The sequence below is a fragment of the Arthrobacter sp. B2060 genome (genome assembly GCF_059090445.1).
Window position 1 is genome coordinate 320,658 of the sequence record NZ_JBNHFR010000001.1, and the last position, 11,903, is coordinate 332,560.

The following is an 11,903-nucleotide window of genomic DNA, read 5'->3' on the forward strand; positions in this document are numbered from 1 at the left end:
TCATCCCGGGCCCAAGTTCGGTAAGTTAGGAACTGTGAAGATAGCTACCTGGAATGTGAACTCCCTCCGTGCCCGTGCCGACCGTGTGGAGGCCTGGCTGCAGCGCTCCGACTGCGATGTCCTTGCCATCCAGGAAACCAAGTGCAAGGACGACAACTTTCCGTGGGAGCTGTTCGAACGGATGGGCTACGAGGTGGCGCACTACGGCCTCAACCAGTGGAACGGCGTGGCGATTGCCTCCCGCGTCGGCCTCGAGGACGTCGAACGCGCCTTCGTGGACCAGCCCGTGTTTGGCAAGGGGGGTTCGGACCCGATTCAGGAAGCCCGTGCCATGGCCGCCACCTGCGGCGGTGTCCGAGTATGGAGCCTCTACGTCCCCAACGGCCGCGCCCTCGACGACGAACACATGCCGTACAAGCTCAAGTGGCTTGACACCCTCAAGAACCACGCGGCCGGCTGGATCTCTGACAACCCGGAGGCGCAAGTCGCCCTGATGGGTGACTGGAACATCGCACCCACGGACGACGACGTCTGGGACATCGATCTGTTCCTCACCCAGGGCTACACGCACGTCAGCGAACCGGAACGCGCCGCCTTCCACGCCTTCGAGCAGGTCGGCTACTCGGATGTGGTCCGCCCGCACACCCCCGGCCCCGGTGTCTACACCTACTGGGACTACACGCAGCTGCGCTTTCCAAAGAAGGAGGGCATGCGCATTGACTTCATCCTGGCCTCGCCCGCCCTTGCCGCCCGGGTCACCGGCGCCTCGATTGACCGCGAGGAACGCAAAGGCAAGGGCGCTTCTGACCACGCCCCTGTGCTCGTGGAGCTGGCTGACTCATGAGGGCTGAACACTCATGACGGGCAGCCTTTACCGCGGGCAGGCCGGGCTGCCGTTCTCGTCCACCCTGCGGGTGTACGAGCCCCTGGACGCGTTCCCCGAGGACCAGCGTCCGGCGCTCAAGGCTGCCGGTGAGCGGGCGGCGTCCCGCGCTGCCGTTGAAAACGCCGAGCTGCTGGCCTCCCTGGGGCGGATCACGCGGCCCGGCGGCGATCCGTTCCCGACGGGACGGACCGACCTGGTGCGGGTCACCCGCCCCCTGGGACTGCCGGTTGCGGACGACGCCAAGGATTCGCCGGACCCGAAAGATTCCGACGGCGACTCCCTCCTTTACTGCCCCAGCCAGCTTGTCCTGCGGGCCGGGCTGGCAGCCAATGCGCTGATGGAGGGCATCCACGGGCCGCTGGCTGAACTCCTGATTCCGGAAGAGCAGCGGGACAGGCACCAGGAGCGCATTGATCTCGTGAGTGCCCGCGAAGGCGCCAACCGTGTCCATACCCGGGCGTCCACCTGGGGCATTCCCTTCAGCTGGTTCTCACTGTTCCTCGAGTCGGATCCGCAGGAAGTGGTCGAGGCCGGCGGCCGGATCCTCACCGTCCGGGTTTTGGCCCCAATTGCCGAGGCCCTCGACCGGGTGCGCTACGCCGTTGCCAACCTCGCGCTGGCGGCTCCGGATCTCGACATGCTTGACGACCTCACCCAGCTCACCGAGTGGCTGGAACTCTTCCATGCGGAATCCATGGTGGAACTGGACTACGGTGCCGTGGCGGACAAGGTGTATCCGGATGACTCCCCCATGGATGTGCGCCTGGGCATTGAGTGCCTCGCAGAGGGCGACATGACCGGCGCAGCTGCCGCCTACCGTCGGCTCGCGTCGCGGTGGATTCCCATCCGCCAACTCGCGCGGGCGTCCTGACTCGCTGACGGGCCGCTATGCCTCTATCCGCTAGGCTCTGGGTTGGGCCGTCGTGCGCCTCACGATCAGGCGGTGCGGAGCGATGGCGGAGCGAACCGAGCCGGTGATACCGAGGAGCTCATCCAGGAGCATCTTCGTGCCCAGCTCCGCCTGCTCGTCCGGGCGCTGGGCCACAGTGGTCAGCCCCATGGCTTCGGAAAAATCGTGGTCATCGATCCCGATCACCGACAGGTCCTCGGGCACCCGGATGCCCACCCGCTGGGCTTCGAAAATGACGCCCATGGCCATCTCGTCGGAAGCACAGAATATTGCGGTGGGCTTCTGGCCGGGCTGGCCCCACAGCCGGCGGAACGCTTCTTGGCCGCTCCTGAGGGTAAAATCGCCCCACTCATCCCATTCCGGCCGGACCTCAAGGCCCGCCGCCGCCATCACGTCCTGGAAGGCCAGAATGCGGACGCGCGGGACGTCGAAGTTGAGGTCCGTTTCGTCGTCCCCGTGGAGCAGCGCAATGTCGCGGTGCCCCAGGTCGATCAGGTGCTTGACGGCGGTGGAAGCAGCCGCATAATCGTCGATGCCGACATAGGCGCATTCCTCGACATGGCCGCCCACCACCACCAGCGGAATGTCGATTTTCTGCAGGTGGTCAAGCTCCTCGTGGGACAACGCCATACACAGGACAAGGAGCGCATCGATCTGCTTATAGACCATGGTCTTGCTGAAGAGCCGCTCACGGTGGCTGCCGTGCCCGCCCAGATTGAACAGGGACAGGTTGTACTGCCGCGCATGAAGCTCGCGGTCGGCCCCTTCAATGGCCTTGGAAAAGAACCAGCGGCTCACGAACGGCGCGAGCACGCCGATGGTCCTGGTGCGGCCGGTTGCCAGGCCAGAGGCTGACGAGGACGCCACGTAGCCCAGGGCACCGGCAACTTCGAGGATCTTCGCCCGAGTTGCCGGCGAAACGCGCGGCAGGCCCCGCACCGCGCGTGACACCGTGGCAGTAGACACCCCCGCGGCTGCCGCCACGTCCTCGATGCTCACACCGGAGTGGCCGCCGCGCTGAGCCCGGTCATTTGTGCGCGCCACGGTGTCCCCTCAAAGGCCTGGTGCAGATTTCCGCCATCCCATTCTCCCAACGGCAAGAAACCATTTTAGTCCGGCCTTCGTGTGTCAGTTGCGCCGCGTGGCAGTGCGTGCCGGCAGGCGCCGGCGGAGCCTGATCATCCCGTAGAGCGCCAGCAGGATGGCGAGCAGACCTAGCGCCCACCCCAAGGCCGGCTGGGCGGTCAGCTCCATCCATACGGTAACGACGAGCAGCACCACAGCCCAAAAGCCGAGGAATCCGATGATGATGTCGAAGTCCTCGCCGGAACGGACACGCTTTTGCCCGAGGCCCGCTGCCTGCTTCTTACCCTGCGGTGCTGCTCCGTGCGTCACTTGACTGCACCCGCTGTCAGGCCGGCTACGATCTTGCGCTGGAACACGAGCACAAGAATGACGAGCGGAATGGTGACAATGGTGCCGGCCGCCATGATGGCCGTGTAGGGGATCTGCTGGGGCTGCGCACCGGCAAAGTTGGCAATGGCCACCGTCACCGGCTGCGTTGCATCGCTGGACAGCTGGCTGGCGATCAGGAACTCGTTCCAGGAGGAGATGAACGCCAGGATGGCCGTGGTGAAGATGGCCGGGGCCGCCAGCGGCATGATGACTTTCCGGAAGGCCTGCCCCTGCGTGCAGCCGTCAACACGCGCCGATTCCTCGAGCTCCCACGGCATTTCGCGGAAGAAGGACGTCATCGTGTACACGGTCAGCGGCAGCACGAACGAGATGTTCGGAATGATCAGCGCCTGGTAGGTGCCCATCCAGCCGATGTTGGTGAACAGCTGGAACAGCGGCGTGATCAGGGCAACGCCGGGGAACATGGAGGCGCCCAGGATGAAGCCCAGGACCAGGAACTTGAACCGGAAGTTCAGCCGGGCCAGGGCGTAGGCGGCGAAAACACCGATCAGCAGCGAGATGGCGGTAACCACCACGCCGATGAAGATGCTGTTCAGCAGCGCCTGGCCAAACCTGTTGCCGAAGGACGTGTCGAATGCCGTAATGAAGTTATCCAGCGTGACATGCGTGGGCAGAATCGACGTGTCGTACGTGAAGCCGACCTCCCGGAAGGCCACGACGACCATCCAGTACGCCGGTGCCAGACACCAGATCAGGATGACTGCCGCACTGATGTACGTGCGGCCCTGCGCCCACTTTTCCTTGTTCTGAGAGGCGCGGCGTCCCCTGTCCTGCTCTGCCCGGAGGGCTGTCCCGGTGCTCATTTCTTCCCCTTACCGGTGGCGCCGCTTTGCTCCACAACGTTCGCCCCGAGGAAGCGGACAAAGATGAAAGCGACCAAAAAGATGATGATGAAGGTAATGGTGGACAACGCCGCCGCCGAGTTAAACCCTTGCCGGATTTGATTGATGACAAGGATGGACAGCGTGGTGGTGTTGTTCGCACCGCCCGTGAGGATGTACGGAAGGTCGAACATGCGCAGCGCGTCGAGGGTACGGAACAGGATTGCCACCATGAGCGCCGGCTTCACCAGCGGCAAAGTGATCATCCGGAACCGCTGCCAGGCGCTGGCTCCGTCCACTTTCGCTGCCTCATAGACTTCAGCCGGGATCATCTGCAGGCCCGCCAGGATCAGCAGCGCCATGAACGGCGTGGTCTTCCAGGTGTCCGCGATGATGACGGCCCACCTGGCCGGCCACTCGCTTCCGGTCCACAGGATGGAGGTGTTGAACAGTTTGTTGGCGATGCCCTGGAAGTCGAAGATGAACAGCCACAGCTGTGCCGTCACTGCGGTGGGGATGGCCCACGGCACCAGGACGGCTGCACGCACCAGGCTGCGGCCCTTGAAGGTCCGGGCCATGATCATGGCCATCCAGAAACCCAAAACCGTTTCCAGCGTGACAGTGATGATCGTGAAGATGAACGTGGTCTGGGTGGCGGACCAGAACTGCGCTCCGAGGGTCCCGGGAGGGCACGCAACGGTCCCGCCGCCGGCGGTGGCGCACTGCTGCGCGATCCAGTTCACGTAGTTCTGGATGCCGGCCGGGCCGCCCGCCGTGAACAAGCCGGTCGCAGGGTCCAGGCCGGCGTCCTTCTGGAAGGACATCACGATGGCGCTGATGATCGGGTAAACGATCACCACGGCAAGCGCGATGATAGTCGGGGCCAGCAGCCAGGTAGCCCATTTGCCCTGGCTGAGGATTTTGTTGTCCTCACCCACGCCCTTGGGCCCGTGGTGTATCGGGGTACCGCCCGACGCCGGTGACTTGACCGGCGTCGGGCCTACTTCGGTTGCCATGGCTGGACTACGATCCCGCACCGGCGGCTTCGATGGACTTCTGCATATCAGACAATGCCTGGTCCACCGGCTTCTCACCCTTCAGCGCCGCGTAGGAGTTCTCCTGGATCGCCTGCGTGACGGCCGGGTAGAACGGCGTCACAGGGCGCGGCACAGCATTCTCGATGGAAGTCTTCAGGACCGGCAGGTACGGAAGCTTCTTCACGAGCTCGGCGTCATCGTAGAGGGCACTGATCACCGGAGCCAGCGAACCCTGGGTGGCGAAGAATTTCTGCTGTTCCTCTTCGACCAGGAATTTCAGGAAGTCCAGGGCCGTGGCCTTGTTCTTGGAGTAGACGCTGATGGCTGCGCTGTGTCCACCCAGCGACGAAGCGCCGGGGCCGTCCTTGCCCGGAAGCGGGGCCATGCCCAGCTTGTCCTTCACCTTGGACGCACCCTCGGTGGTCGCCAGGTTGTACACGTACGGCCAGTTGCGGTGGAAGAGCAGGTTACCGGACTGGAAGGCACGGCGGCTTTCCTCTTCCTGGTACGTGATGGCTTCCTTCGGGATGTTGCCGTCCGCGAATGCCTTCACCAGGTTCTCAAGGCCAGCCTTGGCCTCGGGGGTGTTCAGGCTCGGCTTGCCGTCCTTGTCCAGCACGGAGCCGCCCGCAGAGTTAATGGCCTCGGAAGCGTTGACCGTGAGGCCCTCATACTGCTTGTACTGGCCGGAGAAGCAGCCGATCTTGTTCTCCTTGGCGATGGAGCACATCTGCATCATCTCGTCCCAAGTCTTGGGCGGAGTGGGCACAAGGTCCTTGCGGTAGTACAGGATGCCGCCATCGGAGGATACCGGCGCTGCGTACAGGGTGTCCTTGTACGATGCGCTGTCCACCGTCGGCTTCAGCATGGCGGAGGTGTCCAGCGCCATCTTGTCCTTCAGCGGCTGCAGCCAGCCCTTTGCAGCGAATTCCGCGGTCCAAACGACGTCCACGCTTGTGACGTCATAGTTGGGGTCCTTGGCCTGGAAGTGCTGGACGAGGTCATCGTGCTGCTGGTCGGCCTGGTCGGTCTGCTCCTTGAACGTGACCTTCTCGTTGGGGTGGGCGGCATTCCACTTTTCGATCAGCGGACGGACCACATTGCTGTTGTCCTTGCCCTGCACATACGTGATGGGACCGCGGCCGTCGAGACCGTTGGCTGCGTCACCGCCACCGGCTGTGGTGCCGCCCCCGCCACCGCCGCCACAGGCGGAGAGCGTCAGGGCGAGAACGCCGGCGGTAGCGACCGGCAATAAGAATTTGCTGGTTTTCATTGGCAGAGAACTCCTCGCTGAGTGACAAGAGTTAGTCGTGGTGCGGTTGTTGTGGTGACCATCACACTAGTAACGTTGCGGAAAGAAATGCAAGCGTTTACACCTAATTGTTACCGGAGGGACAACCATGACCCATCGTCCAATTTCGACGCCCGGATCTGATATGGGGACGTGGTGGGCCAGCGCCGTCGTCTATCAGATCTACCCCCGCTCGTTCGCCGACGGCAACGGCGACGGGATGGGGGACCTGCGCGGTGTGACCGCGCGGCTGCCCTACCTGAAGAAGCTGGGCGTCGACGCCGTCTGGCTCTCACCCTTTTACAAATCACCGCAGGCAGATGCAGGATATGACGTGGCCGACTACCGCGAGGTGGACCCGATGTTCGGCAGTCTGGCCGATTTTGATGAGATGTTACTGAAGGCTCACGACCTGGACATCAAAGTCATCGTGGACCTGGTGCCGAACCACACGTCGGACGAGCACGTTTGGTTCCGGGAGGCTCTGGCCGCGGAACCTGGATCCGCTGCCCGGGAGCGTTACATCTTCCGGCCCGGCAAGGACGAAGTGGAGGGTTCGGGTGACGGGAACATCGCCCCGAACAACTGGAGGTCCATCTTTGGCGGTCCGGCCTGGACACGCACCACCAATGCGGACGGCACGCCCGGCGACTGGTACCTGCACCTGTTCGACACCAAACAGCCCGACCTCAATTGGGAGAACCCCGAGGTGTGGGAGGAGATGCGGTCCGTGCTCCGGTTCTGGCTGGACCGCGGCGTGGACGGCTTCAGGGTGGACGTGGCGCACGGAATGGTCAAGGAGGCCGGGCTGCCGGACTGGGATGGCGTGGCGGCCATGGTGGAAGGCTCAGCCGACGCAAGGCACCTTCCGGATGCCCCGGGCGCGCATTCGGAATCAGTCGAGCCCCACACAGCCCACCACGCCAGCATTGCGGCCGGCAGTGCCGGCGCAGATGACGCTGCCCGAGCACAAGTCTCAGTGCTGGACGCTGCAGGAGAGGACCCGCAGCATCAACCGGTGTCTCCGCTGTATCCGCCGTCGCCCTTCTTTGACCAGGACGGCGTCCACGACATCTACCGGGACTGGAACCGCGTCCTGGCCGAGTATGACGGAGACCGCATGCTCGTGGCCGAAGCCTGGGTGGAACCGGCGGAACGGCTGGCGCGGTACATCCGCAAGGGCGAAATGCAACAGGCATTCAACTTTGACTTCCTGCTCGCCGGCTGGGACGCCGGGCGCATGGCAGTGGCCATCGAGGAGTCGCTGGAGGCTGCCGCTTCGGTCGACGCCCCGACAACGTGGGTACTGAGCAACCACGACACCGTCCGGCATCCGACACGGTTCGGGTTGTCCGATCCCACAAGCTTCCCGAAGGGCATCGCCGCGGAGGACGAGCAACCCAATGCCGCCCTGGGCCTCGCCCGCGCCCGGGCGGCCACGCTCGTGTTGCTCGCCCTGCCCGGTTCGGCCTACCTCTACCAAGGGGAAGAACTCGGCCTTCCGGAGCACACAACCGTGCCCGCAGAAGCGCGACAGGACCCCACGTTCTTCCGCACGAGCGGCGTAGAGCGCGGACGCGACGGCTGCCGCGTTCCCCTGCCGTGGAAATCGGACGAACCCGGCTTCGGATTCGCCGAGGCCTACGCGGCGGCAGGGCCGGCATCTGCCGGCAACCCAGCGGCCGGCGCTCCGGCCGAGCCCTGGCTTCCCCAGCCGGACTCGTTCAGGGAACTCGCCGCGGACAGGCAGGAAGGCGTCGCTGGTTCCACGCTCGAGCTCTACCGCTCGGCGCTGTCCCTGCGCGGGAGCCACGGGCTGGGATCGGGCACCTTCTGCTGGGCAGACATGCACGATCCTGAGCAGGGTGTGCTGGCGTTTCAGAACCGGGACGTCCTGGTGGTAGCGAACATGGGCAGCGAGGCGACGCCCGTTCCGGACGGCTACCGGGTGGTTCTCTCGAGCGCCACAGAAACGGAAACAGGATCAGGAGCCGGACACAGCGCCGACAGCGCCGTCATTGCCCCGAACAGCGCGGCCTACCTCGTGGCCGGGTAGGCCTCCAGAAAGAGTCCGCCTTTAACCGACAGAGCGCCGCGTCCTCCGGGGACGCGGCGCTCTGTCGGTGATCCTGACAAACCGAAGGGCTACTTGCCTCCCTTGAGGAGCCCGGCAAGCCTGGCCGAGAAGCTCTTGGCTGTTTCGGTGACACCGCCGGCGAATTCCTTGGCGTTGCCCGCTGCGTCACCGGCCGCTTCCTTCAGATTTGCGGCAACATCCCCTGACAGGAGTTCCTTGACGTTCCTGGCTGCCTGCCCGGCGAACTCCTTGACGTGTTCCGCCGTCCCGCCGGCCAACACTTTGACGTTTTCGGCGGCGCCGCCTGCAAATTCCTTGGCGTTGCCCACCGCATTCTCAAGTCCGTCCTTCGCAGCGTGGTTTCCTGTTACTTCTTCGCGCACAGTGTTCTCCTTCTTCGACGGCCTTGCGGGGTTGTTGGACCCGTCAGCGGGCAGTGGTGACCTGCAGCCACTACCCCTCTCCTTCAAACTAGGCGCCGGGCTGGTCCGGAGGCAAAGGCCCACGCCGGGGCGGGACATGTGGAGGTCACAATCAGCGGACGCGCTCCGCGCGGCTGAAGCGTGAGCGGGCACCGACGGCTATGTGCACCAGCACAGGTGTCTTCTGGCCCACAACTTCGTCCAGGGCCGCAACAAGGTCCGATGCATCCGCCGCCAGAAGGTGCGGCGCCACACCGGGCCTCGGGTGAAGGCGGATCTTGAGCGCTGGCTGCCCGCGGACCTCGTATGTGGTGACCGTGGCACCGGCGAGATCGGGACGTTCGGCAAGTGCATTCTTCAGGGACTGCTCCGCCACGCCGCCGCCGATGCGGACGTCTCCCGGTACCCCGCCGGGGTCCTCGGCGGCCAGCAATAGCCCGGACCGCCCCTTTCCCTGCTGGGCGACCCACGCCACCATGAGCCCTATCAGGAGGACCAGGAAGAGTGAGAGGACGATCCAAAGCCAACTCTCCTGCCGGCCGGGGAACCTTGTCCCGTCAAAAAGCTGATTGGCGCCTTTCCAGACGCCGCCGGACCAGGATTGCCACCACGATCCGACAGCGGGAACCGAGGCCAGCAGCATGAGCAGCATGCCCACCGTCAGGAGCATGAGGCCGAGGATCCCGATGAGGATCCTGTTGAGCAGGCGCGGGGTGCTGTTCATGCCCCGATCACCCCCGACTCCGCCAGGTTGATCCGGACTTCTGGCAGCGGGATGGGCGCCATGGAAAGGAGTTCGTCCTCGACAGCCTCACGGACAGCGTTCTCACTTACGGGAACACCTGATGTGGGGCGGACGTTCACCACCGCCTGGCGCTGGGACACCACAACCATGACCTGCTCCGGCGTGACGTTGGCCGCTTGGCGTGCCCGGCGGGCCAGGGCGGATGCGATGACTTCATCGTCCACCACCACAGCGACCCCGGACTCTTCGAGCAAATGCCTCGCCCTGCGTCCGGGAAGTACGGCGCTGAGGAAGAAGAAGAGCCCTACTGCCGCCACCACGGCACCCGTGACGCCCAGCAGGAGTGGCGGGACGCCGTTCGGCAGCGCAACGATCCGTTCGGCCGCTGATTTGGGGTCGATGAGCCACGGAGGCTGGCCGATCGCCCGGACTGCCGCCTCAAGCAGGCCGTAGAGGGAAACGAGGCCGACGAGGACGGCTGCGAGGCAGGCTGCTACGGCACGCGAGGAGTGGGTTTCCCGTTGGAGGACACGGCGCATGTCAAAGGATCCGGCGTTCCCTGATTCGGCCGCATCGGCCGGGTCTCCATCTGCCGGGTTCTTCCGTTCGATGACTGAGCTCAACGGACCCGGCCCCTTTCCGTGACGTGCGCGCCGCTGATGCGGATATCCACCCTGCTCAGCCTGGCGCCGCTGAGTTCTGTGACTGTGGTGAGGATCTCGGATCTGGCCGAAACCGCCCGCTCCCAGATGGAGCCGCCAAAAGCAGGAACGCGTGCGGGATCCCGCACGACGGCCGTCAGGGAAGGGATTTTGATCGGTGTGACCAGGGACAACGCCAGCAGGCCGTCGTCGTCCGACCAGTCCGCGCGGACATCGTGCGGAGGAATCCCCAGCGCCGCACCGGCCGCCGCCCTCGCCAGGCTTGTCAGGGCCTGGGTGCTGATCCTGTTGTGACCGCTGTAGAGCCGGCTCGGAGTCGCTTCCCCTTCCGCGCTCATGACGAGGAGCGCCGGCCGGTCAGTGCATCGATGACGCTGCGCAGGTCCAGTTTCCCTTCTGCGGCGCGGCCCAGCAGGGCGCCAAGGCCCATGAAGAGCAGGGAAACCAGGAACCCCCACAATCCGAATTGGAGCGACATGAAAGCCACGAACGCACCGATTCCGATTCCCACGACCGTCAGGCTCACTGGATCGCCTCCCTCTCAGGTGCTGCCGCGGGCTTCACCGGCGGCGCGATGTAGACATCGTTGATTTCGACATTCACTTCGATGACCTGAAGTCCAACAAGTTTCTCAACTGCCGAATAGACAGCGGCCCGAACCTGGTTGGCCAGGGAGTGCAGCGGTGTGCCGTAGGTTGCGACGAGCGTGATATCGACGGCGACCTGGGTCTCGCCTACCTCGGCATGCACCCCGGCGTGGTCTGAGCTGCCTACCGCGTCCCGGAACGCTCCCAAGGCCCTGGACGAACCCGTCCCCAGCGAGTAGACGCCCGGCACGGCGCGGGCGGCGATTCCGGCCACCTTGGCGACCGCTGTTTCAGAAATGACTGTCCGTCCGCCGCCCCCGGTCTGACTGAGGGCCGTTTGCGTGCGGATGCCGGCAGGATCCGGATTCTGGTATTCCATCAGGCGCTCCCCTTCTGTTGAACACAACCCTATCCCCTAGGTCCGACAACGTCAGGGGTGGCAGGGGCACGATTCGCCCAGCCGTTCCGGGGACGGACTCCGGGCACGGACTCTAGGCGGGGACCCTAGGCGCAGTTACTGGCCAGCCATTGGTTTACCGGGGCAATGGCCTCTTGGAACTTGCCGCTGGAGTAGACGGTCTGGTCAGTCAGACCTGCCACCGCCACCTCGTTCAGCTTGGCGAAGTCTGCCTTGAGCGAGTCGGGCACAAGCTGCGCCGTTTCGCTGAGCTCCGCCTTCTTTTGCTCAAGCTCTGCGGTCTTTCCCTGGGCAGCGGACATAGGCAGGAGCGAGGCACCGGTGGCCTGCTCAGCGATGGCCTTGCAGGCTTCCGCGGCTGTGGCGAAGCCGCCAAAGGCGCCCGACGGCGTGCTGGCCCCCTGTGCGGCAGCAGGGCTGCTCGAGGCCCCGGAATCATTGGACGACGACGACGGCGCGCTGCCTGCCGTCGGGGCGGTACAGGCCGTAAGTGCCACTGCGGCGAAAAGGGAAGTGACGGTCAGCATGCGGGCAAAGTTTTTCACGGTTCACATTTCCTGGATAGATTCAC

At 64.7% G+C, this 11,903-nt stretch carries 15 protein-coding genes; 3 read left to right on the top strand and 12 right to left on the bottom strand.

Annotated features, from left to right (window positions below; all coding sequences use genetic code 11):
- The first annotated feature begins 34 nt into the window (after window positions 1-34).
- The gene (locus AC5RUM_RS01555; RefSeq protein ID WP_400577626.1) at window positions 35-844 is read left to right on the top strand and encodes an exodeoxyribonuclease III; all 810 of its coding nucleotides are present in this window, start codon (window positions 35-37) and stop codon (window positions 842-844) included.
- Between the two features lie 13 nt (window positions 845-857).
- Window positions 858-1,757: a DUF8083 family protein gene (locus AC5RUM_RS01560; RefSeq protein WP_494033282.1), complete on the top strand. Its 900-nt coding sequence runs from the start codon at window positions 858-860 to the stop codon at window positions 1,755-1,757.
- A 30-nt stretch (window positions 1,758-1,787) separates the two neighbouring features.
- Here AC5RUM_RS01560 and AC5RUM_RS01565 read toward each other — a convergent pair whose 3' ends face one another.
- From AC5RUM_RS01565 to AC5RUM_RS01585, 5 genes are all read right to left on the bottom strand, one after another.
- Complete coding sequence (locus tag AC5RUM_RS01565) at window positions 1,788-2,840, bottom strand: LacI family DNA-binding transcriptional regulator (protein WP_494033283.1); 1,053 nt, start codon at window positions 2,838-2,840, stop codon at window positions 1,788-1,790.
- Between the two features lie 84 nt (window positions 2,841-2,924).
- Complete coding sequence (locus AC5RUM_RS01570) at window positions 2,925-3,191, bottom strand: hypothetical protein (RefSeq protein WP_494033284.1); 267 nt, start codon at window positions 3,189-3,191, stop codon at window positions 2,925-2,927.
- On the bottom strand, window positions 3,188-4,075 hold the full coding sequence (locus tag AC5RUM_RS01575) for a carbohydrate ABC transporter permease (RefSeq protein ID WP_400577621.1): 888 nt from the start codon (window positions 4,073-4,075) through the stop codon (window positions 3,188-3,190). The genes AC5RUM_RS01570 and AC5RUM_RS01575 overlap by 4 nt, the downstream gene beginning before the upstream one ends.
- A complete protein-coding gene (locus AC5RUM_RS01580) occupies window positions 4,072-5,109 on the bottom strand; it encodes a carbohydrate ABC transporter permease (RefSeq protein ID WP_494033285.1) in 1,038 nt (345 codons plus the stop codon). The genes AC5RUM_RS01575 and AC5RUM_RS01580 overlap by 4 nt, the downstream gene beginning before the upstream one ends.
- Window positions 5,110-5,116: 7 nt before the next feature.
- A complete protein-coding gene (locus AC5RUM_RS01585; protein ID WP_494033286.1) occupies window positions 5,117-6,403 on the bottom strand; it encodes an ABC transporter substrate-binding protein in 1,287 nt (428 codons plus the stop codon).
- A 127-nt stretch (window positions 6,404-6,530) separates the two neighbouring features.
- On the opposite strand from AC5RUM_RS01585, the gene AC5RUM_RS01590 reads away from it, so the two are divergent.
- Window positions 6,531-8,477: an alpha-amylase family glycosyl hydrolase gene (locus tag AC5RUM_RS01590; protein ID WP_494033287.1), complete on the top strand. Its 1,947-nt coding sequence runs from the start codon at window positions 6,531-6,533 to the stop codon at window positions 8,475-8,477.
- Between the two features lie 89 nt (window positions 8,478-8,566).
- On the opposite strand, the gene AC5RUM_RS01595 is transcribed toward AC5RUM_RS01590, so the two are convergent.
- The 7 genes from AC5RUM_RS01595 to AC5RUM_RS01625 all read right to left on the bottom strand — a co-directional run bounded on the left by AC5RUM_RS01595 (window position 8,567) and on the right by AC5RUM_RS01625 (window position 11,877).
- Window positions 8,567-8,881, bottom strand: coding sequence for a hypothetical protein (locus tag AC5RUM_RS01595; protein WP_494033288.1), 315 nt, complete (start codon window positions 8,879-8,881; stop codon window positions 8,567-8,569).
- A 151-nt stretch (window positions 8,882-9,032) separates the two neighbouring features.
- Entirely contained in the window at window positions 9,033-9,644 is a 612-nt protein-coding gene (locus AC5RUM_RS01600) for a hypothetical protein (protein ID WP_494033289.1), read from the bottom strand.
- On the bottom strand, window positions 9,641-10,288 hold the full coding sequence (locus tag AC5RUM_RS01605) for a hypothetical protein (RefSeq protein WP_494033290.1): 648 nt from the start codon (window positions 10,286-10,288) through the stop codon (window positions 9,641-9,643). The genes AC5RUM_RS01600 and AC5RUM_RS01605 overlap by 4 nt, the downstream gene beginning before the upstream one ends.
- Complete coding sequence (locus tag AC5RUM_RS01610) at window positions 10,285-10,665, bottom strand: hypothetical protein (protein ID WP_494033291.1); 381 nt, start codon at window positions 10,663-10,665, stop codon at window positions 10,285-10,287. The genes AC5RUM_RS01605 and AC5RUM_RS01610 overlap by 4 nt, the downstream gene beginning before the upstream one ends.
- Entirely contained in the window at window positions 10,662-10,853 is a 192-nt protein-coding gene (locus AC5RUM_RS01615; protein WP_400577612.1) for a hypothetical protein, read from the bottom strand. Before AC5RUM_RS01615 ends, AC5RUM_RS01610 begins: the two co-directional genes overlap by 4 nt.
- Window positions 10,850-11,293: an Asp23/Gls24 family envelope stress response protein gene (locus AC5RUM_RS01620; RefSeq protein WP_494033292.1), complete on the bottom strand. Its 444-nt coding sequence runs from the start codon at window positions 11,291-11,293 to the stop codon at window positions 10,850-10,852. Before AC5RUM_RS01620 ends, AC5RUM_RS01615 begins: the two co-directional genes overlap by 4 nt.
- Before the next feature lie 125 nt (window positions 11,294-11,418).
- The gene (locus AC5RUM_RS01625; RefSeq protein WP_494033293.1) at window positions 11,419-11,877 is read right to left on the bottom strand and encodes a hypothetical protein; all 459 of its coding nucleotides are present in this window, start codon (window positions 11,875-11,877) and stop codon (window positions 11,419-11,421) included.
- Window positions 11,878-11,903: the final 26 nt, after the last annotated feature.